The 22351-nt window shown below is 63.0% G+C and carries 24 protein-coding genes; 18 read left to right on the top strand and 6 right to left on the bottom strand.

The window, feature by feature from the left end; genetic code table 11:
- Positions 1–8 precede the first annotated feature (8 nt).
- Positions 9–1172 carry an acyl-CoA dehydrogenase family protein gene (locus tag NCS02_RS21860; RefSeq protein WP_250441058.1) on the bottom strand — a complete coding sequence of 388 codons (1164 nt, stop codon included), beginning with the start codon at positions 1170–1172 and terminating at the stop codon, positions 9–11.
- Between the two features lie 27 nt (positions 1173–1199).
- Positions 1200–2015 carry an HTD2 family dehydratase gene (locus tag NCS02_RS21855; protein WP_175981154.1) on the bottom strand — a complete coding sequence of 272 codons (816 nt, stop codon included), beginning with the start codon at positions 2013–2015 and terminating at the stop codon, positions 1200–1202.
- A 213-nt stretch (positions 2016–2228) separates the two neighbouring features.
- Between NCS02_RS21855 and NCS02_RS21850 the strand changes: the two genes are divergently transcribed.
- On the top strand, positions 2229–3095 hold the full coding sequence (locus NCS02_RS21850; RefSeq protein WP_250503319.1) for an NmrA family NAD(P)-binding protein: 867 nt from the start codon (positions 2229–2231) through the stop codon (positions 3093–3095).
- Here NCS02_RS21850 and NCS02_RS21845 read toward each other — a convergent pair.
- Positions 3086–4207 (bottom strand): MBL fold metallo-hydrolase, encoded by a 1122-nt coding sequence (locus NCS02_RS21845; protein ID WP_175981151.1) that lies wholly within the window; start codon positions 4205–4207, stop codon positions 3086–3088. The two genes, NCS02_RS21850 and NCS02_RS21845, sit on opposite strands and share 10 nt — an antisense overlap.
- A gap of 95 nt (positions 4208–4302) precedes the next feature.
- Between NCS02_RS21845 and NCS02_RS21840 the strand changes: the two genes are divergently transcribed.
- From NCS02_RS21840 to NCS02_RS21830, 3 genes are all read left to right on the top strand, one after another.
- A complete protein-coding gene (locus NCS02_RS21840) occupies positions 4303–4947 on the top strand; it encodes a TetR/AcrR family transcriptional regulator (RefSeq protein WP_250436737.1) in 645 nt (214 codons plus the stop codon).
- A gap of 164 nt (positions 4948–5111) precedes the next feature.
- Positions 5112–5378 (top strand): hypothetical protein, encoded by a 267-nt coding sequence (locus NCS02_RS21835; protein WP_250436735.1) that lies wholly within the window; start codon positions 5112–5114, stop codon positions 5376–5378.
- 117 nt (positions 5379–5495) lie between these two features.
- Positions 5496–6056, top strand: a complete 561-nt coding sequence (locus tag NCS02_RS21830; protein ID WP_175981146.1) for a ProQ/FinO family protein — start codon at positions 5496–5498, stop codon at positions 6054–6056.
- 171 nt (positions 6057–6227) lie between these two features.
- Here NCS02_RS21830 and NCS02_RS21825 read toward each other — a convergent pair whose 3' ends face one another.
- Positions 6228–7382 (bottom strand): porin, encoded by a 1155-nt coding sequence (locus NCS02_RS21825; protein ID WP_250503332.1) that lies wholly within the window; start codon positions 7380–7382, stop codon positions 6228–6230.
- Between the two features lie 484 nt (positions 7383–7866).
- Here NCS02_RS21825 and NCS02_RS21820 point away from each other — a divergent pair, with 484 nt between their 5' ends.
- From NCS02_RS21820 to NCS02_RS21805, 4 genes are all read left to right on the top strand, one after another.
- Positions 7867–8484, top strand: a complete 618-nt coding sequence (locus tag NCS02_RS21820; RefSeq protein WP_250436732.1) for a hypothetical protein — start codon at positions 7867–7869, stop codon at positions 8482–8484.
- Positions 8485–8522: 38 nt separating this feature from the next.
- The gene (locus tag NCS02_RS21815) at positions 8523–8804 is read left to right on the top strand and encodes a hypothetical protein (protein ID WP_250503318.1); all 282 of its coding nucleotides are present in this window, start codon (positions 8523–8525) and stop codon (positions 8802–8804) included.
- Between the two features lie 87 nt (positions 8805–8891).
- Complete coding sequence (locus NCS02_RS21810; protein WP_008348423.1) at positions 8892–9752, top strand: oxidoreductase; 861 nt, start codon at positions 8892–8894, stop codon at positions 9750–9752.
- A 2-nt stretch (positions 9753–9754) separates the two neighbouring features.
- Positions 9755–10318, top strand: a complete 564-nt coding sequence (locus NCS02_RS21805) for a M48 family metalloprotease (protein ID WP_033536229.1) — start codon at positions 9755–9757, stop codon at positions 10316–10318.
- A gap of 255 nt (positions 10319–10573) precedes the next feature.
- Here the strand turns inward: NCS02_RS21805 and NCS02_RS21800 are convergent, their stop codons facing one another.
- Positions 10574–10741 (bottom strand): hypothetical protein, encoded by a 168-nt coding sequence (locus NCS02_RS21800; RefSeq protein ID WP_175980852.1) that lies wholly within the window; start codon positions 10739–10741, stop codon positions 10574–10576.
- Positions 10742–11034: 293 nt separating this feature from the next.
- Here NCS02_RS21800 and NCS02_RS21795 point away from each other — a divergent pair, with 293 nt between their 5' ends.
- From NCS02_RS21795 to NCS02_RS21780, 4 genes are read left to right on the top strand one after another with little or no spacing between them, the layout of a single operon-like run.
- Positions 11035–11814, top strand: coding sequence for an acetoacetate decarboxylase (locus NCS02_RS21795; RefSeq protein WP_034473154.1), 780 nt, complete (start codon positions 11035–11037; stop codon positions 11812–11814).
- 21 nt (positions 11815–11835) lie between these two features.
- Positions 11836–12618 (top strand): 3-hydroxybutyrate dehydrogenase, encoded by a 783-nt coding sequence (locus tag NCS02_RS21790; RefSeq protein ID WP_008348415.1) that lies wholly within the window; start codon positions 11836–11838, stop codon positions 12616–12618.
- Positions 12619–12633: 15 nt separating this feature from the next.
- Complete coding sequence (locus NCS02_RS21785) at positions 12634–13890, top strand: DUF3734 domain-containing protein (RefSeq protein WP_250459914.1); 1257 nt, start codon at positions 12634–12636, stop codon at positions 13888–13890.
- Between the two features lie 59 nt (positions 13891–13949).
- Positions 13950–14330 carry a VOC family protein gene (locus NCS02_RS21780; protein ID WP_250503317.1) on the top strand — a complete coding sequence of 127 codons (381 nt, stop codon included), beginning with the start codon at positions 13950–13952 and terminating at the stop codon, positions 14328–14330.
- Positions 14331–14334: 4 nt separating this feature from the next.
- Here the strand turns inward: NCS02_RS21780 and NCS02_RS21775 are convergent, their stop codons facing one another.
- Positions 14335–15270 (bottom strand): LysR family transcriptional regulator, encoded by a 936-nt coding sequence (locus NCS02_RS21775; protein ID WP_034473156.1) that lies wholly within the window; start codon positions 15268–15270, stop codon positions 14335–14337.
- 169 nt (positions 15271–15439) lie between these two features.
- Here NCS02_RS21775 and NCS02_RS21770 point away from each other — a divergent pair, with 169 nt between their 5' ends.
- The 6 genes from NCS02_RS21770 to NCS02_RS21745 all read left to right on the top strand — a co-directional run bounded on the left by NCS02_RS21770 (position 15440) and on the right by NCS02_RS21745 (position 22350).
- The gene (locus NCS02_RS21770; RefSeq protein ID WP_284504370.1) at positions 15440–16807 is read left to right on the top strand and encodes a M20 family metallopeptidase; all 1368 of its coding nucleotides are present in this window, start codon (positions 15440–15442) and stop codon (positions 16805–16807) included.
- Positions 16808–16833: 26 nt separating this feature from the next.
- Complete coding sequence (locus NCS02_RS21765; protein WP_033536226.1) at positions 16834–18111, top strand: MFS transporter; 1278 nt, start codon at positions 16834–16836, stop codon at positions 18109–18111.
- 234 nt (positions 18112–18345) lie between these two features.
- Positions 18346–18654, top strand: a complete 309-nt coding sequence (locus tag NCS02_RS21760; protein WP_008348405.1) for a DUF4148 domain-containing protein — start codon at positions 18346–18348, stop codon at positions 18652–18654.
- Between the two features lie 270 nt (positions 18655–18924).
- Positions 18925–20625, top strand: coding sequence for a DNA-binding protein (locus NCS02_RS21755; protein WP_250503315.1), 1701 nt, complete (start codon positions 18925–18927; stop codon positions 20623–20625).
- A 13-nt stretch (positions 20626–20638) separates the two neighbouring features.
- On the top strand, positions 20639–21034 hold the full coding sequence (locus NCS02_RS21750; RefSeq protein ID WP_008348401.1) for an SRPBCC family protein: 396 nt from the start codon (positions 20639–20641) through the stop codon (positions 21032–21034).
- Between the two features lie 80 nt (positions 21035–21114).
- Positions 21115–22350, top strand: a complete 1236-nt coding sequence (locus tag NCS02_RS21745) for an NYN domain-containing protein (protein ID WP_250503314.1) — start codon at positions 21115–21117, stop codon at positions 22348–22350.
- Position 22351 lies beyond the last annotated feature (1 nt).

Here is a 22351-nt window from a genome sequence, read left to right as displayed (position 1 = left end):
GGCCTCCTTCAGAACGAACGCGGCAGGCCGAGGATATGCTCGGCGACGTAAGAGAGAATCAGGTTGGTCGAAATCGGCGCGACCTGATACAGACGCGTCTCGCGGAATTTGCGTTCGACATCGTATTCCGCCGCGAAGCCAAAGCCGCCGTGAAATTGCAGACAGGCGTTGGCCGCTTCCCATGATGCATCGGCGGCGAGCAGCTTCGCCATGTTCGCCTGCGCGCCGCAAGGCTTGTGCGCGTCGAAGCGTTCGCATGCCTTGAAGCGCATCAGGTTCGCGGCTTCGACATTGACGTACGCGCGCGCAATCGGAAACTGCACGCCCTGATTCTGCCCGATGGGACGCCCGAACACGATTCGATCGTTCACATACTGCGTGACCTTGTCGATGAACCAGTAGCCATCGCCGATGCATTCCGCCGCGATCAGCGTGCGTTCGGCGTTTAGCCCATCGAGTATGTACTTGAAACCCATGCCTTCTTCGCCGATGAGATTCTCGGCAGGAATCTCCAGATTGTCGAAGAAGAGCTCGTTGGTTTCGTGATTCACCATGTTGAGGATCGGCTGCACCGTGAGGCCATTGCCGATTGCTTCACGCAAATCGACGATGAAGATCGACATGCCTTCGCTCTTCTTCTTCACGTCCGCGATCGGCGTCGTGCGCGCGAGCAGAATCATCAGATCCGAATGCTGCACGCGCGAGATCCACACCTTCTGGCCGTTTATCGCATAACGATCGCCTTTTCTTTCCGCGGTCGTTTTGATCTTTGTCGTGTCGGTGCCGGTGGTCGGTTCGGTCACGCCCATCGATTGCAGACGCAACTCGCCCGATGCGATCTTCGGCAAGTAGCGTTTCTTCTGTTCCGTCGAGCCGTGACGCAACAACGTGCCCATGTTATACATCTGCCCATGACACGCGCCCGAATTGCCGCCCGAGCGATTGATCTCTTCCATGATGACGGACGCTTCGGTAAGCCCCAGACCCGAGCCGCCGTATTCCTGCGGAATCAATGCGGCGAGCCAGCCCGCTTTCGTGAGGGCATCGACGAATGCTTCGGGATAACCGCGTGCTTCGTCGATCTTGCGAAAGTATTCGCCGGTGAACTGGCCGCAGAGATCGCGCACGGCCTCACGAATGTCCTGATAAGCGTCGGATGTCGATTCGATCATGATGTGCCTGCGGATGTGTGGAGATCGTCAGCCGAGCGTGGCGCGCGCCGTCATGCCGAGCCAGCCTTCGTGATCCTTCGACCAGAGTTCGACAGTCCTGCCATCCGCCGATGGCTGCCCGCACAGATGCAGCGTATTGCCCGCGAAACACGGGCGCTGCGCCTTGAATGCGAAGTCGATGACGGTCGCGTCGGGCAACTCGCGGCGCAGCAGGTCCATTAATAAGGTGGCAATGAGCGGCCCATGCACGACAAGTCCCGGATAACCTTCGACTTGCGTCACATAAGGCTTGTCGTAGTGAATGCGATGCGCGTTGAAGGTGAGCGCCGAATAGCGCAGCAGCAATGTCTCGTCAGGAACGAGGTCGCGTTGCCATTGCGCATCGCGAGGCGCGGCGACCGGAGCGGGCGCGGGCGCACCGGGCGCTGCCGGCTCGCGATACACGATGTCGTGCTCTTCCTCGATCGCGGTCGCATCGCCGCGGTAAATGCGATGCCTGACTGTCACGAAGCCGAGCTTGCCGGTGCGTCCTTGCTTCTCGCTGACATTGAGAATCGTCGATTCGCGCGTAATGCGTTCACCGACGATCACCGGCGCGGGGAAGCGCAGGCGTCCGCCGGCCCACATGCGGCGCGGCAAACCGAGATCGGGCAGAAAGCCGCCTTTCTTCGGATGACCGTCTTCCGCGATGAGCGACTGTTTTGCAATGGGCCGGAAGAAGATCCAGTGCCACAACGGCGGAAGGGCATCGCCTTCATGCGGGGCGGCATCGTGATCGAGTGTGGCCGCGAGGGCCGCGACGGATGTGGGCGCAACGATATCGACGGCGCGCTCTGTTTTCATTGTGTCGTCTCCATTGCCGGGCGGGGCCGGTGAATTACGACTTTAGAGAAATATCGCGCGGGGCGGAAATATCGCTTTCATGTGCCGGGCATAGGTTCAACCTATGACGTGGTGTCATCAATCTCATGACGCGCGGGCCATTTTTCTCCGCGATGCAGCGCCATAACATTCGATCCGTCGAAGTCAAACGCATCACGAGAAAGGAGCCGGATCATGTATGTCGTCACGGGAATCACAGGACAAGTCGGCGGTGCGCTCGCAAACGCGCTGCTGAAAGCGGGCAAGCCCGTACGCGCCGTCGTGCGCGATGAGAGGAAGGGCGCGGTTTGGTCGGCGCGCGGCTGCGAACTCGCACGCGCCACGATGACCGATGCCGATGCGCTCGCTCGCGCCTTCGAAGGCGCGCAAGCCGTGTTCATTCTGCCGCCGTCGGAATTCGATCCCGAGCCGGGTTTTCCGGAAGCGCGCGAAGTCATCGATGCGATCGTCGCGGCCATCGCGCGTGCCAGGCCGCGCCGGATCGTGTGCCTGTCGACGATCGGCGCGCAAGCCGCTCAAATCAATCTTCTGACGCAGCGCACGCTGCTCGAAGAAGCGCTTCGCAAGCAGCCTGTTCCCGTCACGTTTCTGCGGCCGGGCTGGTTCATGGAGAACTGCGCATGGGATGTCGATTCGGCGCGCAACGAAGGCATCGTGCATTCGTTTCTGCAGCCGCTCGATCGCGCGATTCCGATGACCGCCACCGACGACATCGGCGAACTCGCCGCGAAGCTCATGCAGGAAACATGGACGGGCATGCGCGTCGTCGAACTGGAAGGACCGCAACGCACGAGCCCGAACGATATCGCCGCTGCGTTTTCATCCGTGCTCGGCAAGCCGGTGCGCGCGCAGGCAGTGCAACGCGAGACGTGGGAAGGACTGTTCGCGAGTCAAGGCATGAAGCATCCGATGCCGCGCATTCAGATGCTCGATGGCTTCAACGACGGATGGATCGACTTCGAAGGGCGTAGCGAAGATATCGTCAAAGGCAAGACGCCCATCGTCGATGTGATCCGCAAGCTCGCCGGACGTCAATCGTGAACGCCCTCGGCCCGCGACGCGCACATCCGCCACGATGACGCCGGCTTCGGCGCATCGACGGTATCACGCCACCAGCGCTCGCCGCGATGCGGCGCTTCGAGATCGAGCCGCTCGCCCATGCGCGGTGTCGCCACCGCGACGCCTCGCGCGAGCGCCAGGCCCGTCACGCGCTCGAAAGGTTCTTGCCACGGATGCATCGCGAGATCGAACGTGCCGTTGTGAATCGGCACGAGCCAGCGTCCGCGCAAGTCGATGTGCGCCTGCACCGTCTCCTCGGGCTGCATGTGCACGTACGGCCATTGCGGATCGTATGCGCCGGTCTCGATCAGCGTGACGTCGAACGGGCCGAGGCGCTCGCCGATGGTCCCGAAGCCGTCGAAATAGCCGGTGTCGCCGCTGAAGAACACGCGCACGTCATCGTCGACGATGACCCACGACGCCCACAGCGTGCTGTTGCCATCGAAGAGACTGCGGCCGGAGAAGTGCTGCGCGGGCGTGGCGGTGAACGTCAGGCCGTCGATCTGCGCGCTTTGCCACCAGTCGAGCTGACGCACTTTTGCGGCATCGATGCCCCATTCGATCAAACGATCGCCGACGCCCAGCGGCGTGAGAAAGATCGCTGTCGTCGAGGCAAGCGCAAGCACGGTTTCGCGATCGAGATGATCGTAGTGATCGTGCGACAGGACCACGCCGCGCAACGGCGGCAGATCGCCAAGCGCGATGGGCGGCGCGTGAAAGCGCTTCGGCCCGACGTTCTTGAACGGCGACGCGCGCTCGCCGAACACCGGGTCCGTCAGCCAGTATTCGCCGCGCAGCTTGAGTAGCATCGTCGAATGGCCGAGGCGGAAAAGGCTGCGGTCGGGCGCGGCATCCAGATCGGCGCGGGTGAGGGTATCGACGGTCGGCGCTTGCGTCGGCACTGTGTTGCGCGGTTTGTGGAGCAGCATGTTCCACATGATGCGCAGCGTCTTGCCGAAGCCTTCGACAGGACGCGGCTTCACATTGCGAAAGCGCTCGCCGTCATGTTGCGGCGATGCGCTCGACAACGCGCGTCCGCGCTTTGCTGCGGCGAAACCCAGGGCACGGCTGATGCGATCGGCGAACGAAGTCATGAACGTGAAGGGACGTGAGCCCGAAGCGGAAAGTAGACTGCACAGTGTAGTTTAATTTTGAGAGAAAAGTAGACCGATCGGTGTAAAATGTGGGGATGGATTCAAGCGACATCAACGACATTCCCCAGCGTCTGACTGACCGGAAGCGCGCCGCGATCGTGAACGCGGCCGTTGCGGAGTTCATCGCCGCGGGCTACGACGCCACCAGCATGGACCGCATCGCCGCGCGCGCGGGCGTTTCCAAACGCACGGTCTATAACCACTTCGAGAGCAAGGAGGCGCTGTTCGCCGCGATCCTGCATCGGCTATGGGATACGAGCGAGACCGGCGATGCGGTGGCTTATAGCGCGAGCGAACCGTTGCGCGCGCAATTGCTCGCGATGCTCACGCGCAAGCTGCGCCTCATGAACGATGAGGCGTTTCTGTCGCTCGCACGCGTGGCGATCGCGGCGGGCATTCACTCGCCCGAGCGCGCGCGGGATATGGTGGCGCGCATCGGCGAACGCGAGGAAGACGTGACGGCCTGGATTCGCAAAGCCGCCGCCGATGGCCGGCTCGCAGTCACCGACCCTGTTTTCGCAGGGCAGCAACTGCATGGCATCGTCAAGGGTTTCGCGTTCTGGCCGCAAGTGACGATGGGCCAGCCGCCGTTATCGAAGAGCGAGCAAAAGAAAGTGGCCGAAGCCGCCGCCGACATGTTTCTCGCACGCTACGAACGCGCTGCGCCCGAACACGGGTGACGCAGCATCCGCGAAGAAGCCGAACGTTCATGCGCGAACCCGAATAAGCAGATTTCGCCGCGATTAAGGTATAGGGTCTAAAAGTGCGCGGATTCTTGCGCACGGCGTTCACCTGGCGGTTTTTATCGTCGGGCAGCGGTAAGCCTTCGTCGAAGGAGAAAGTCATGAAGACCGTCCTCGTTACGACCACGCTCGTGGCCGCGTTTTCCCTCGTCACCCTCACTCAGGCGCAAGAGCCGAGCGATACCCTGCAGTCCATCCCCGCACCCGTTCAGCAGAACGCGCAGGGCGCCGCGTCGTCCGGCGACACGGCCTATGGCGGCGTGGCACCGGGGCAGAGCAGGAGCGGGAGAACAGCGAACTGGACCGGCGGCACGCAGAGCAATTGCAGTCCGCGACCGTTCTGCAACGTCTATTCGGGCGGGCAGTAAGCGCGACGCTGAGAGGGCGGTTTTTTCGGACCGATGCTCGCCCGAAAAAGCCGCCCGCAACGAGGCCGTCACCGGAGGCTGTTAAAATCGCGATACGTTTTCTACGGGCACGATGTGATGGGCTTCGAACAACTCGCCGGACTGAAAGAGCAACTCGCAAAACAGGCTGCTGCCAGCAACGCAGCGAAGAAGAAGGCGCCGCGCGTGCGGCGTCCCGCGCCGGCGGGCGCGAAGGCGGCGGCTCCGTCCAAACCCGCGGCGGCCGCGTCCAGGCCTGCCGCGGCGCCATCGAAGCCGGTTGATCCTGTCGTGCATACCATCGGTAAGCTGCAGAAGCGTTTTCCGCTCGCATTTCCGAAGAATCCCGCGCCTAAGGTTCCGCTGAAGGTCGGCATTTTCGAAGATCTGATGAAACACGCGGAAGAACTCGGACTCAACGAGAAAGAACTGCGTGCGGCGATCAAGGTCTGGTGCCGCGGCAACCGTTACTGGACCGCGCTCGTGCAAGGTGCGCCGCGAGTCGATCTGACTGGCGCGCAAGCGGGCGAAGTATCGTCGGCGGATGCGGAACGCGCCGTTTATCTGGAAACGAATCGACTGGCGCGCTCGGCGTCGGCGTCGGCTTCGGCCACCGCTTCCGCTCCGAAAGCCGCAGAGTCCGCGGAATCCGCCAAGTAACGCGAGACGCGACACCGCGCGCAGTTCGCATCGCGCGCGGGTTTCCCTTTTCCTTTCGCGCTAGTCCAAAAGTTCGTTATGGCGTGGCCCGAATGCTTCGCTATCCGAATCATAAAGGGCGCAAAAAACGCGACGCCTTTCAGCGTCGCGTTTCTTCGAATCAACCTTCGATCAGAACCGGTGACGCAGACCGACGCGCGTCACGAACTGCGTGTTCGCGCCCGCACTGCCGATGAACGACGCCGACGAGCCGATCTCCGCTTGCACCGGCGTGCCGTTGTTGCTGCCCGACGCCTTCTGATACGCGCCGCTCGCATAAACATCGGTGCGCTTCGACAGCGCGTAGTCGACCACGGCGTTGATCTGATGCCACTTGCCTTCGAGGTTGCCGCCGAGATCGGAGAACGTGTAGCCGAGGCCCGCGTTCAGCGCCGGCGTGAACGCGTACTTGCCGCCGATTTCAAAGTTGTTCAGGTTCGACGATGCAGCCGTGATCGGCTCGAAGCGCGTATGCGTCCAATTCGCCCAGATCGTCGCGGCGGCGATCGTGTAACGCGCGCCGATACCGTACGTTTCCAGATCGCGCAGCCCTTGCGTGTTCACGTTCGCGATGCTCACGCTGAACGCCGGCGTCGCCCCATTCGGATAGCGGATGTTCGTGTACGCCGCGCCGATGCCGAACGGGCCTTGCGCATAGTTCAAACCGAAGCTGTACGCGCTTGAGGCGCCTTGCACGGCAGACGTGCCCGTTCCCGTCGTGGGCGAACCCGCGAAGTTCGTCGAGTTCGAGAAGCCATACATCGCGCCGAACGTCACGCCGTGGAAATTGGCGCTGCTGAACTTGACCGCGTTGTTGATGCGGCTCGACGTCAGCTGATCCAGATCGTTGATGTGATACGCGTAATTTCCGGCGGCCGTCTGGCTGCCCATCGTGTAGTTGCTGCCGAGATAGTCGGTCGAGAACGAGTATTGACGGCCGAAGGTCAGCGAGCCGAAATCGGTCTTCGCCAGACCGACATACGCCTGACGGCCGAACAACGCGCCGCCCTGCCCGAGCGTGCCGTCGCCGCTGTTGAAGCCGCTTTCGAGCACGAAGATCGCCTTGAGACCGCCGCCCAGATCTTCCGTGCCGCGCAGGCCCCAGCGGCTACCCGACGCGACGCCGTCGCCGTACTTCACTAGGCTGTCGTGGCCGCTCGCGGTCGCGACTTTATTCGCATAGGTGATGCCCGCATCGATGATCCCGTATAGCGTGACGCTGCTTTGCGCGTGTGCCGCGATGCCGAACATGCCGAGAACGGCCGCCGCTACGATGTGCTTCTTCATTCTTCTTTCTTCCTTGGTGTTGTCCGCGTGAAGCGGATGCCGCTCGACGCGGCCCGGTTCAGGAATCGCCGCCACGCATTCGTTGAGCGCGAGCGCGGCCATCCCGGCTTCGCGAAGGAATTTCGCAAAGGTCGAGTGCTTCGTGATGGGTAGGGCACTTCGTCAGACGAAACGAGCGATGTCCCGTTGCAAGAACGCAGGCAAGTCGCGTTGCCTCGGCACCTTCGGCCGGCGACTGACGCTATAGCCGGTGGAATATAGCGCGTCGTCAGGTATCGGTAAATTCCGCGAAGCGCCTTGTAGCGTTTCTTCCACAGCAGCGTCACGAGCGGCACCCGATTCTCCATGCACCGTCTGCAACTAACGGTCCATCCCGCCGCACCACGGCCTGCGAACAGGCGCGCGCATTGCAACGCAGGGCAGGCGATCATGCAAGCAACGCGGGTGTGTCTTTAGATCGAACTCAAAAAACAAGGGAGACGGTATGACCGAGCAAAAACACCATGACGCCTGCCGAGCGGGCGTCGCGTTCATCGACGCGCAATTGACCGCGCTCCATGCCTACGCAAGCCTGCTGTCCGACTGGATCGAGCGCGGCGCGCCGCCGCCGGACTTCGCGAAGGCGCAGCCCCTACTTGCGCGCAAGCGCTCGCATCCGGAAGCGCACGCGCACAGCGAGGACGGCACGCCCACCAAAAGCCCGCCGCCGGAAGACGCGCGGTCGTGGCCATCGTTCGATACGGCCGATGCGCGCATCGCGTTCGCGCTGACCGTGCCTTGCTCGAATGCGATCCTCGCGGTCGCCGAATACTTCGATATCCATCGCTTGTCGGCGTCGCGCGCGCCCGAAGTGCAGTTTTTGATGCGTCTGCGCGATGCGGCCGTGAACGGCAATACGTTCAGCCTCGCCGGCGACGACTACATGCCGCACGCTGCTTACGCCGGCTTGATCGTCGATCACTCGCTCGACGGAACGTTGCTCTTCAGCGATGGTGTGAAGCCGGGTTTCATCGAATTCGGCGATACGGTCGGCCTATTGCGCTATCTGACGAAGCTGTTGAGGAGCATGCAAACCGCGATCAGCGCGGGCGATGCGGGATGAAGCATCCACGAACATGATCGGGCGCGAAGTTTGCGCGTATGACGGCGACACCAACCGGTCATACGAACATGGACGAATCGCTGAAACGCCTGCGGGAAAGAATCGCGAAGCAGATCGCCGAGCGCGGGGCCACGCTCGTCTCGATGCGTGAAAGCGCGACGCTCGCGCGCACGAATCACGATCGTGAACGCATTCTTCTGACGCTTGCCGTGCTCGACGAAGAGCTCGCCGGATGGAAAAAGATCGCGGCGCGTGTCGAGCAGGCGGTTCTGTTCGAGCCGCGGAATCATCGCGCCATTCGCATGCCGGCAATGCGATAAGTCACTGCCGTTCGACGAGGAGCCCGCAAGCACGCGCGTTGAAATTGCTTCAACATGTAGCGAGATCCGCTTACATGGAGAACCGCAATGACAGCTTCGAAAGGCAGCCACGATACGCCCGTCTGGTTCATCACCGGATGTTCGACCGGCTTCGGCCGCGAACTCGCTTCCGCCGTGATCGACAAGGGCTGGCGCGCTGTCGTGGCCGCGCGCAATCCGGATAGCGTCGGCGATCTCGTCGAGCGTGGCGAAGGACGAGCGATCGCCGTGCGTCTCGACGTCACGCGTGCCGATGAAATCAAGTCTGCAATCGCCGATGCCTACGCCGCCTTCGATCATATCGACGTGCTCGTGAACAACGCGGGCTTCGGCTATCTCTCGGCTGTCGAAGAGGGCGAGGAAGACGAAGTGCGCGCGATGTTCGAAGCGAACTTCTTCGGCGCGGCCGCGATGATCCGAGCCGTATTGCCGCGTATGCGCGAGCGCCGCTCGGGACATGTCGTCAACATCACATCCGTGGGCGGGCTGGTCGGCAATCCGGGCAGCGGGTATTACGCCGCGACGAAGTTCGCGCTCGAAGGTCTCGGCGAAGCGCTCGGACGCGAAACGGAAGGGCTCGGCATCAAGGTGACGGCGGTCGAGCCCGGCCCGTTTCGCACGGACTGGGCGGGCCGCTCGCTGAAGCAGACGCGCAATCCGATCGACGATTACGCGCAGACTTCGGGCACGCGGCGCGCGGCGATCGCGGAGCGAAGCGGCAAGCAGCCGGGCGATCCGGCGCGCGCGGCGCAGGTCATCATCGAAGCGGTCACATCGCCGGAGCCGCCGGGACATCTCGTGCTCGGCGGCCCCGGACTCGAACTCGTGCGCAACAAGCTCGCGAAGCTCAACGCCGATATCGACGCATGGCAGGCGCGCAGCCAGTGGGCCGATAACCCGGTGCAGTGATCATGAAGCGGCTCGCCGCGCAGGAACAGCGCATCCTCTCGCTCGTCGCCGACGATGCCGCTCTTCTGCACGTTGCAACGCCGCGCGTGCGCTTCGTGAATACGTCGAACGGACCGTGCTACGAAGCCTTGTTCAATCGCATCGAACTTGATCGCGCCACGCTCGCGTTGCCGGAGCCGTTGCTTCGTATCGTCGTGGCGCACGAAGTCGGGCACGCGACGCAACGCAAGACGATGCTGCTCGATTTCGCATGGACCGTGCTTTCAGTGATGATGCTGTTATCGGTACCGTGCATCGTCTTCGCGATTTCATCGGAAGATGATCTCTGGCGCATCACCTTTCCCGGTATCGGCTTCGCGTTCACTTTGTTCGTCTGTCTGAAGATTTGGAGCGTGCGCGCCGCAAAACGCGCCGCCGCCTTCGAACTCGATGCGGATGCGAAAGCCGCCGCGCTTTGCGGCCCGGCATTGGCCCTGGCTGCGCTCGAAGCAATGGCGGCGCGCGGACATGTCGATGCAGCGCGCCTCGATGCGATGCGTGCGCGCCTCGTGTCGACGTCGCAATAGTTGCCGCGCGTAATGCCTCGATGGATAGCGTCGGGCTGGCGCTCGCGAAGCATCTCGTCGAATTGCATGGCGGCGCGATTTCCGTCGAAAACGAAGGTCCGGGATCATCTCGTGAAGCCGGTCGATGGCGATGTGCTGGAACGCGTGCTGAATCTCGTGGCGCAACGAATCGAAGCGGCCTGACAAGACGCGTCATCCAATGAAAAGGCACGGGCGTCCTTAACGGACGCCCGTGCCTTTATGAGCCGTGCCGTCTTATTGCGTCTGCGAAGCGGGCGGTGTCGCCGACTTCTTGTGATGATGCTTCTGGCCTTTCTTTTTATAGGCGGGCCGCGGCTTGTTGTCGGGATACTCCGCGGCCGCGAACGACAGCGTCGGCGCGGCAAACGCCGCCAGCACCAGAAGCACGAGAGATTTCTTCAAGGACGTTTTCATCGGGGACTCGCTTGGAGGAGATGGCCTTAGAAAGATGAATCGACATGCGCTTGAGAGACGCGCGGCATCGCCCGGTTCCTCGTCGTGTCGACGCCGCTGAGGCAACAGTATATTGCACAAAAAAAGGCAATTCATCAGTGGGCGGGCATAAGGCGTTGAAGCAGCGGGATTTTTGTCGATTCGCACTGCTTTCATAAACGCCGATCCGCTGCCTGCCGTCCGCGACAAATGTCATCAACTGCATCTACTATCGTGCCTGTTCTCAACTCAGGGACGATCCAGTGAAAGAAGACGACATCCGCAGGAATGCGTTCGCCATGCCTGTGCTCAATCCCGCTTATCCGCGTCCGCCGTTCCGCTTTCTCAATCGCGAGTACTTCATCATTTCCTACGAGACCGATCCCGACGCGCTGCGCGCCGTGGTTCCGGAGCCGCTCGAAGTGGATAACGGTCTCGTACATTACGAATTCATTCGCATGCCGGATTCATCCGGTTTCGGCGATTACACCGAAAGCGGCCAGGTGATTTCCGTCATCGATCCGGATGGCAAGAAGGGCAGCTATACGCATGCAATGTATCTCGACGACGAAGGTCCGATCGCGGGCGGCCGCGAAATCTGGGGCTTTCCGAAGAAGCTCGCGTCGCCGCGTCTTGGCGTCGATGGCAAGGACACGCTGCTCGGCACGCTCGACTACGGCACGCAACGCATCGCGACGGGCACGATGGGCTACAAGTATCGTCCGCTCGATCTCGAAGCCGAACGCAGGAAGCTCGCGGATACGCCGAACTATCTGCTGAAAGTGCTGCCGCATGTCGACGGCACTGCGCGCGTGTGCGAACTCGTGCGCTTCTTTCTGCGCGACGTGAGCGTGATCGGTGCATGGGAAGGTCCGGCCGCGCTCGAACTGCACGCTCATGCGCTCGCGCCGGTCGCTGATTTGCCGGTGCGCAAGGTCGTCGGCGCGCGGCATGTCATCGCGAATCTCACGCTCGATATCGGCGAAGTCGCATACGACTATCTCGCGCCGCCCGATGAACTCAAGCTCGCGGTCAACCAATAACAACGGCAAAGGAGTATTCACATGGCACTGCAAGGAAAAGTCGCGCTCGTGACGGGCGCTGCGAGCGGCATCGGCGAACAGACGGCGCGCAAGCTCGCGACCGATGGCGCGGCGGTCGTCATCGCCGATCTGAATCTCGCGAATGCGCAGAAGGTTGCGGACAGCATCGTCGAAGCGGGCGGCAAGGCGATCGCCGTGTCGATGGACGTGACGAGCGAAGATGCCGTGAACGCGGGCATCGAAGAAACGGTGGCGAAGCTCGGCGGTATCGACGTGCTGGTATCGAACGCGGGCATTCAGATCGTCGCGCCGATCGAAGAGTATGCATACGCCGACTGGAAGAAGATGCTCGCGATCCATCTCGACGGCGCGTTTCTCACGACGAAAGCCGCGATCAGACATATGTACGCGTCGGGCAAGGGCGGCTCGATCATCTACATGGGATCGGTGCATTCGCATGAAGCGTCCAAGCTGAAGTCGGCCTATGTGACGGCCAAGCATGGCTTGCTCGGGCTCGCGCGCGTCGTCGCGAAGGAAGGCGGTCCGCGCGGCGTGCGCGCGAATGTCGTGTGTCCCGGTTTCGTGCGCACGCCGCTCGTCGAAAAGCAGATTCCCGAGCAGGCGAAGGCGCTCGGCATTTCGGAAGAAGAAGTCGTGAAGAACGTGATGTTGAAGGAAACGGTCGATGGCGAATTCACCACGGTCGCCGATGTCGCGAACACCGTCGCGTTCCTCGCGGGCTTCGAATCGAATGCGCTGACCGGGCAATCGGTCGTCGTGAGTCACGGCTGGTTCATGCAATAACGACAAGGAGAATCCATGCGCCGCAGTCAACGCAACACACTCACGCAGGCGAATCACGTCGCGCTGCCCGACTACGATGACGTTTGCCTCGTGCTGCAAGGCGGCGGCGCGCTGGGTTCGTATCAGGCCGGCGTGTTCGAAGGGCTCGCCGAAGTGGGCGTGGATCCCACATGGACCTCGGGCATTTCGATCGGCGCGTTGAATACCGCGATCATCGCGGGCAACGCGCCCGAGAATCGCGTGGCCGCGCTGCGCGGGTTCTGGAACACGATCTGCCAGCCCGCGGATCTCGTCGGGCATGTGGGCGCGTTCATGCCCGCCGCGTTCGGCTTCGCGAATATCGGCCGCAAGTTTTCGAGCATGTGGGCCGCGGCGCGCGCGCTCACCGAAGGGCAGAAGGGCTTCTTCTCGCCGCGCGTGCATTTGCCTTTGACGCATGCGAAGAGCAGACGCCCAAGCGACGTGAGCTTTTACGATACGTCCGCGTTGCGCGCGACGCTGCTGCAGTTCGCCGATTTCGACCGCATCAACGATGGCGCGATGCGTGTATCGGTGGGCGCGGTGAACGTACGCACGGGCAATCTCGTCTACTTCGACAACACGAAGATGCGGCTCGAGCCCGAGCACTTCATGGCATCGGGTGCGTTGCCGCCGGGCTTTCCGGCTGTGGAGATCGACGGCGAGTTCTACTGGGACGGCGGGCTCGTATCGAATACGCCGTTGACGGAGATCATCCGCGAAAGTCAGCACAAGGACACGCTCGTGTTTCAGGTGGACCTGTGGAGCGCGCGCGGCACGTTGCCCGGCGATTTTCTCGATGTCAGCGAGCGCACGAAAGACATTCAGTATTCGAGCAGAACGCGCGCCATCACCGATTTCGTTTCGCATAACCAGAAGCATGCGCGACTCATCAAGGAGTTGCTGGAGCATGTTCCGGAAAAGACGCGCCGCTCGCATCCGCTGCTGCGCGAGGCGCAGAAGGTCGCGGATGGCGGCGCGGTGAACGTCGTGCATCTCATCTACAAGAACAAGTTTTTCGAAGGGCACTACAAGGATTACGAGTTCAGCAACGATACGATGGACGAGCACTGGGCGAGCGGTCTGGAAGACATTCGCCGTTCGTTCGGACATCCGGACTGGTTCGAGGTGCCGAGTCACGATCTCGGCTTCGTGACGCATGACGTGCATCGTTACGAACCCGCGCCGCAGGCGACCGCTGACATGCCGAAGGCGGCGGCGAACAAACTGGATGACGTGGTCGAAGGCGTTTGAAGCGTTGCGGCGTTTGAATTACTCTGGTTAGCCTCGTCACAACGCCTGCGAGGCAAGCCATGCCCGACTGGAAACCCGCGACTTACACGTCCGTCAGTCCCTATCTCGTCTGCGCAAACGCGCCGGCGATCATCGCATTCCTCGAACGTGTCTTCGATGCACAACTGCTGCGCCGCTTCGATCGTCCAGATGGCACGCTGATGCACGCCGAATTGCGTATCGACGATAGCGTCGTGATGATCGGCGGCGGCGCGACCGATCAGCAATCGCAGGGTCCGCACATCCACGTCTACGTGCGCGATGCGCAAGCCGTCTACGATCGCGCGCTCCGGCACGGCGCGCAAAGCGTGCAGGCGCCCGCGCGCAAACGCGACGACGACGACTTTCGCGGCGGCTTTCGCGATGCCGCCGGAACGACGTGGTGGGTCGCGACGCAATGACGGGTCAGCGCTTTTTTCGCTTCGCGCGCGCGGCCGGCGCACCGAGACTTTCGCGCAACGCATCGGTCAGCGTCTTGAGAAACTGATCGACGGCAGGCGGCAGACGCCGCTCGCGCATCACCGTGACCTGCAGCAGGCGCTCGTTGAGCAAAGGCTCGTCGATGGGCGTCGCGACGAGCGTCGGCGGGCCCGGATCGCCTTCGAGCGCGACCGCGCTGCCGAGCGTGATCGCGCCGGTGAGCGCGGCGAAATGATGCATCGCGCTCGAGTTGTTGCTCGTCAGAACCGGCTCGAGATGCACGCCGCGCGCCGAGCAGCACCAGTCGATCAGCTGGCGCACCGTCGTGCCGCGATCGAGCACGGCGGTCGGGTACTGAAGCACGTCATCGAGCGTGATGCTCGCCTTGCCCGCCAGCGGATGCGTCGGTGGCAGCAGCGCGCAGACCGGCGCCTTCACGCTGTATTCGACGCTCAGCGCGGTAGATGTCGATGTCGAGAACGCAAGGCCTACATCGACTTCGCCGCTCGCCACCCAATGCTCGACCTGTCCCGGCGTACCCGAACGCATCACGAAACGCGTGCCCGGATGCGCGCGATAGTGCGACGCCATCACGCTCGGCAAAAAGCAGCGCGTGAAACCCTCCGTGCAGCCGATACGCACGATCCCGAGCCCGAGCGCATGCATCTCCGATATCTCCGCGAGCACCGCGTCGCCGTCCATGAGCGCGCGGCGCGCGTGCTGCACGAGCAATTCGCCCGCTTCCGTCAGGATCATGCCGCGCGGCATGCGCTCGAATAGCGGCGTGCCCGCCTGTTCCTCCAGCTTCGCGATCTGCCGGCTGATCGCCGACACCGCGACGTGAAGCTGTTCCGATGCCGCCGCCAGCGAACCCGAGCGCGCGACTTCTACGAAGTATTTGAGAGCGATGCCATGCAGCACGATGCCTTCCCTGAGCGTTGCCTTTTTGGCAATGCTAGTCGCAAATTTTGAAATTGTCGCGAATTTTTGGCGTTTCTAGACTGGCCGGAATGAGTAGCCACAATTGCCCGGAGACGTCGTGAAAGAACATCAAGAAAGTCGTGAAGCCGCCATCGCCATCGCTTGCAAGATGTTCGATTCGGGCGCGTTCTTCGCGGACCTGCAGCGCCGCGTCGCGTTTCGCACCGAGAGCCAGAACGGGCGGAATCCCGCGCTGAACGCGTATCTCACCGATGAGATCAGCGACACGCTCGCGCGCCTCGGTTTTACGGCGCGCGTCGTCGACAATCCGGTCGCGGGCGGCCCGCCGTTTTTGATCGCCGAACGCCACGAATCCGACGACTTGCCGACGGTGCTGACCTACGGTCATGGCGACGTCGTGCGCGGCTACGACGAGCAATGGCGCGCGGGCCTGAAGCCGTGGGAGATCGTCGTCGACGAAGACCGCTGGTACGGCCGCGGCACCGCCGACAACAAAGGCCAGCATTCGGTCAATTTCGCGGCGCTCGCCGCGGTGTTGCAGGCGCGCGCAGGCAGGCTCGGCTACAACGTCAAGGTGATCTTCGAAACGGGCGAGGAGGTCGGCTCGCCGGGTCTCGATGAAGTCTGCGCCGCGCACAAGAATGCGCTCGCGGCGGATGTATTCATCGCGTCGGACGGGCCGCGCGTATCCGCCGAACGTCCGACGCTCTTTCTCGGCTCGCGCGGCGGCGTGCCGTTCGAACTGACGGTGAACCTCCGCGAAGGCGGACATCACTCCGGCAACTGGGGCGGCGTGCTGCGCAATCCGGCCGTCGTGCTGTCGCATGCGATCGCGAGTCTCGTCGACCGCAACGGCAGCATCGTCGTCGAAGGATTGCGGCCGCCGCCGATTTCCGATGCGGTGCGCGAAGCCCTCGCCGATATCGAACTGGGCCGCGACGAAAGCTCACCCGAGATCGATCCCACGTGGGGCGAGCCGGGCCTGACGCCGACCGAACGCGTGATCGGCTGGAACGCGCTCGAAGTGCTCGCGATGAAATCCGGCAACGCCGATGCACCCGTCAACGCGATTCCGCCGTTCGCGAAAGCGGTGTGCCAGTTGCGCTTCGTCGTCGGAACGGATTGGCAGAACCTGCAGACGCATCTCGAACGTCACTTCGCGCAGCACGGCTTCACCGAAGTGACCGTCAAGGCGACGCGCGGCACGCCCGCGACGCGCCTCGATCTCGACGATCCGTGGGTTCACTGGGCACTCGATTCGATGCGCGCGACGACCGGCAAGAAGCCCGCGCTGTTGCCGAACCTGGGCGGCACGGTGCCCAACGATGTCTTCGCGAAGACACTCGGCCTGCCGACGCTCTGGGTGCCGCATTCGTATCCCGCGTGCAACCAGCACGCGCCGAACGAACACGTGCTCGGCTCCGTCATGCGCGAATCGCTCGGCGTGATGGCGGGCCTCTGGTGGGACCTCGGCGAGATGGGCGCGGCGATCGTCGCCACGCGCGACGCGCATTGATCGAACGCCACTAATGACACGCTGACATCATGAACAAAAAGCCCCTGAGCCTGACGCAAATCGTGCTCGCGACTTCGGTCGGCAACGCGCTCGAATGGTTCGATATCGCGATCTATGCGTTTTTCGCGGTGTATATCGCGAAGAACTTCTTCCCGGCCGCGAACGAGACGGCGTCGATGCTGCTCACGTTCGGCTCGTTCGGCGCGTCGTATCTGGTGCGGCCGATAGGCGGCATGGTGCTCGGCGCATACGCGGACAAGCGCGGGCGCAAGGCTGCGTTGATGATGTCGGTCGGGCTGATGATGATCGGCACGGCGATCATCGCGGTGATTCCGCCGTATGCGTCGATCGGATTGATCGCGCCCGCGGGGGTGTTCATCGCGCGCCTGATCCAGGGCTTTTCGGCGGGCGGCGAGTTCGGGCCGTCGACGGCCATGCTGATCGAGCACGCGCCGGATCGGCGTGGCCTGCTCGCGAGCTGGCAATTCGCGACGCAGGGGCTCGCGACCTTGCTCGCGTCGATTTTCGGCTTCGCGCTCGCCAAGCTGATGCCCGCCGCCGAGCTTGCCGCATGGGGCTGGCGCATTCCGTTCTTCTTCGGCTTGCTGATCGGACCGGCGGGTCTTTTCCTGCGCCGCTATCTCGAAGACGCGGCCGATTACACCGAAGCCGAGCACACGTCGACGCCCGTGCGCGATGTATTCACGCAGCAAAAGGCGCTGCTGCTCATCTCGATCGGCGCGCTGACGGTATCGACGGCGGTGAACTATCTGCTGCAATACGTGCCGACGTTCGCGATCCGCGAACTGCATCTCGATGCATCGACGGGTTTCGCCGCGAGCACCGTCGCGGGCCTGATGCTGACGCTGGTGACGCCTTTCGCGGGGCATCTCTCGGACAGGATCGGCCGCGTGAAGCAGATGTCGACGGCGGCGCTCCTGCTCTTCGTGACGGGCTATCCGGCGTTCGCGTATGTCGTTTCGCATGTGTCGGTGGCGTCGCTGTTCGCGCTCGTCGCGTGGCTCGCGCTGCTCAAGGCGATCTATTTCGGCGCGCTGCCGGCGTTGATGTCGGAGATCTTTCCCGTGTCGACGCGCGCGACGGGCATGTCGATCGGCTACAACATCGGCGTGACGGTGTTCGGCGGCTTCACGCCCGCGATCATCATCTGGCTCCTGAGCGCGACGGGCAGCAAGGCCGCGCCGAGCTTCTACATGATGTTCACGGCGGTGATCAGTCTCGCGGCGCTCGCGGCGGTGAGCCGCGGCAAGGTGCAGATGCGAGCGGCGAGCGCGGCCGCCTGAGTCCGCTTCTCTTTTTGATACGAACGCGCCGATTGCCGATGACATCGACAATCGGCGTTTCGCTTTGTATCGCACTGTATCCGCACCGAATCCCGACACACGGCGTTTCATAATCCGCTTTTCGCGAAACAAGCCAGATACGTCCGCGAGTTCAAATACCTCCAAGCCGAACGATTCGCAACACACGGCGAATCGCCAAGACGGCCTTCCATCAAAATTCACTGGAGGTAAATCATGAAAGTCATCCAATCGCTGATCGTCGCCGCTGCCGTCGCGCTTCCGGTTCTTTCGTTCGCTCAGTCGAATCAGCCGATCACCCGCGCCGAAGTGCGTGCGCAACTCGTCGAGCTGGAAAAGGCGGGCTACGACCCGGCAAGCGATCAGACGCAATATCCGCAAAACATCCAGGCCGCGCAAGCGCGCGTGGACGCCGCGAAGGGCCTGACGGCTTACGGCGCGCCGGCGAACGGCAACGTCGCGTCGGGCACGCGTTCGGCGGATACGGATGTCATCGGACTCGGCCCGGTTTTCGCGAAGCCGTAATCGCACCGATTTAACGAATTAGAAAGCCCGGACGAAATTGCTCGTCCGGGCTCGACGCGTTTCTGTCAATAACGTATTACGCCACGGTTTCAAGGTCCCGCAGACGATACACTCTCGCTACAAAATCCTATTTTCGACGGCATGCGACGTGCTTCGATTGGTCGAGCGCGGAAAATGGGTATCATCCATCTCCGCCCCGCGCGGATTTAGCCGAACGTAACAATGTATCGCAGTGTTTTGAGTGCGACGCCACTGATTTTCGAGGCGCTTATGCCCACAGACGTAGACAACATCACCGACGAGCAAATCGCGTCGATCGCCGATCGACTGACCGAAGAAGGTCGCAAGGTTTCTCCCTTGACGGTTTGGGCGGAGGCCGGAAACGGCTCCGTCGTCGCCATCGCGGCCGGCCTGCAGCGCTGGCGCGAGGCGCGGTCCCCGGACATGCCGCAGCAGCAGGCGCCGACCGGACTGCCCGACGACCTTGCCGAGACGCTCGTGAATGTCGCGCGGCGGCTTTGGACCGTCTCGCGCGACGAAACCGAGCGGATGTCCGGACAGCGGCTGTCCGCCGTGAGCCAGCGGCTCACGACCGCGCTTGCGGAGCGCGACGAGGCGCTCGCCGAATTCCAGAGGACCGGCGACGAGGCCGCGAAGAACCGCCAGCAAATGATGGAAATGCTGAGCGCATTGCGGGCGTCCGAGGAATCGGTCGTGCGACTGCGCGAAGAGGCCGATGCAGCCACGATACGCGCGCAGACCGCCGAGACGCGCATCGAGGAAGCGGCGCAGCGCGCGTCGGCGGAGCGGGCCCAATTGGAAACCGTGAACGCATCGCTCGAAGAAGAGCGGCGGGCGAAAGAAGCGCTGAACGCGGCGCTGGCGGCCAAGGACGAGGACATCGCGCGCATCGCGCAAGAGCGCGATCAGGCACGCGAGCAGCAGGCGAATCTGCATGCGTCGCTTGCGGGCAAGGACGAGGAGCTTGCGCGCATCGTTGAGGAGCGCAATCAGGCACGGCAGCAGCACGAGCAATTGAGCGCGTCGCTTGCGGGCAAGGATGAAGAACTCGCGCGTATCGCGGAAGAGCGCGATCAGGCGCGTCAGCAGCACGAGCAGTTGAGCGCGTCGCTTGCGGCCAAGGATGAAGAACTCGCGCGCATCGCCGAGGAGCGCGATCAGGCGCGTCAGCAGCATGAAGCGCTTGGCCTCGTATCGCAGGAAAAATCGGCGGAAGCCGAGCGCCTGTTGCAGGACCTCAACGCGGCGCATACGCGCGCGCAGGCCGCCGAAGCGCAGGCGAGCGAAAACCTCGCCCGCATCGCCGCGCTGGAAGCGGAACTGAACGACGCGCGCAGCGCACTGGCAGCGGAGCGCGAAAGCGCGGCTGCGCGCGGCGCGGAAGTTTCTGCGCAGCGGGAACATGCCGAGCGCATCGGCGCCGAGCTGGACGAAGCCCGCAAGCAGGTCAGCGCGCTGATGGAAGAAAAGGCCGAGCAGGGCGCGGAACTCGCGCGCGTATCGAACGATGTCAACGCGTTGCGCGAACGCGCCGAAGCCGCCGAGAGAAACGCGACCGATCTCGCGAAGCGTCTCGTCGAAAAGGAGCAGGGCGACGAGTCCGAGCTGGCATCGCTGCAGCGTCAGGTGGCGGCGCAGGCGAAGGCGCATTCGAAGGCCTACGACGACCTTCGCGCCAATGCCGAGCAGTGGGTCACGTACGCGAAGGACCTGCGCCAGCGCCTCGACGTGGCGAACGAGAAGATCCTTTTCATCGATGCCCGCAGCACCGGCGAGGTCGCGCTGATGCGGCGGCTCGCGGTCGAACTGGAGCGCCTGAAGCCCGATCACGAGCTCGTGTTCCGCGAGGCGCAGCAGAAGCTGATCGGCGACAAGATGGCGCAACAGCTCGCGCAGAAGGGCTATCGCTACGATCCGGCCACGGCGGTGATGTCGAAGATCGAAACGTGACATCGGCGTGACGATGCATACGCGGACCCTCACCGTCACCGTCGATCGCGACTGGCGCGAGCTTTACGACGCGATCTGGCGTCCGGAAGTCTTCCCGACGTGGGCGTCCGGACTGGCGCAGTCGACGCTCGAAGACATGGGCGATCACTGGCGCGCACGCGGTCCGGCAGGCGAAGTGACGATCCGCTTCACCGAGCACAACGCGTTCGGAATCATGGATCATCGCGTCGGTCTGCCGGATGGCGGCGAGGTCTACGTTCCGTTGCGCGTGTATCAGAACGGCGCGGGCGCCGATATCGCGCTCACGCTGTTCCGCCAGCCCGGCATGTCCGATGACACATTCGCCGCCGACGCCGACTGGGTCCGCCGCGATCTCGCCGCGCTTGCGGCCCGTTACGGCAAGCGCTGATTTTCGCGTATCCCTTCCAGTCAACGCCGGCAAGCTATCATGTGGTCATTCCAAACATGCCGCACGGGCTGGAGAACCATATGGCTGGACCTCAGGAAAGCGTCAGCATGGCGTTGTTCTGCGACTTCGAGAACGTCGCGCTCGGCGTTCGCGATGCGAAGTACGAAAAATTCGATATCAGACCCGTGCTCGAACGCCTGCTGCTGAAGGGAAGCATCGTCGTCAAAAAGGCTTATTGCGACTGGGACCGCTACAAGGGCTTCAAATCGGCGATGCACGAGGCCAGCTTCGAGATGATCGAGATTCCGCACGTGCGTCAGTCCGGCAAGAATTCCGCCGATATCCGTCTCGTCGTCGATGCACTCGATCTCTGCTACACGAAAGCGCACGTCGATACGTTCGTCATCATCAGCGGCGATTCGGACTTCTCGCCGCTCGTGTCGAAACTGCGTGAGAACGCGAAGAAAGTCATCGGCGTGGGCGTGAAGCAATCGACGTCGGATCTGCTCGTCGCGAACTGCGACGAGTTCATCTTCTACGACGACCTCGTGCGCGAGCAGCAACGCGCCATCGCCAAGCGCGAACAGCGCGATGCGAAGCGCGCGTCCGACGAAGAGCGGCAACCGAAGCAGGAGATGGAATCGCGCAAGTCGCACGCGATCGCGATTACCGTCGAGACCTTCGAGGCGCTCGCATCGGAACGCGGCGAGAGCGGCAAGATCTGGGCATCGGTGCTGAAGAGCGCCATCAAGCGCCGCAAGCCGGGTTTCAGCGAGACGCAATACGGCTTTCGCGCGTTCGGCAATCTGCTCGACGAAGCGCAATCTCGCGGTCTGCTTGAAGTCGGCCGCGACGATAAATCCGGCGCGTTCGTGTTTCGTTCTGCTCACACGGCTCAGGTCGCGCCGATGGACGTGAGACCGAGCGAGCCGCCAGCGGTCGCGCCCGCTAAAGAACACGAGGGAGCGGCGAACGGCCGGCGCAAGGAGAAACGCGGCGGGAGAAAGTCTGCACGCGTGGCGGCGCCCGAACCTGTGTTCGTCGTCGAAGAAGCGCCGGCGCCCGTCGAGGTCGAAACGCCCGAGCCGTCGCAGGAACACGCGCCCACTCCCGAGCCTGCACCGAAAAAGCCCGCCGCGCCGCGCCGGTCGCGCAAGACCGCGGCGAAACGAAGCGCCGCCGCCGACGTGCCGCATGAAAGCGCCGCGCCCGTCGCCGAGCCCGATGCCGAAGCGAAGGCGGAGAAGCCATCGCGCAAGCCGTCAGCGCGGGGCAACCGCTCGCGCAAGACTGCCGACAAGCCGGTCGAATCGTGAT

This window comes from Caballeronia sp. NCF2, from assembly GCF_023631205.1.
Lineage (GTDB): Bacteria > Pseudomonadota > Gammaproteobacteria > Burkholderiales > Burkholderiaceae > Caballeronia > Caballeronia zhejiangensis.
Note: the sequence above shows the minus strand (reverse complement) of the source record. Positions and strands in the feature narration are given on the sequence as shown.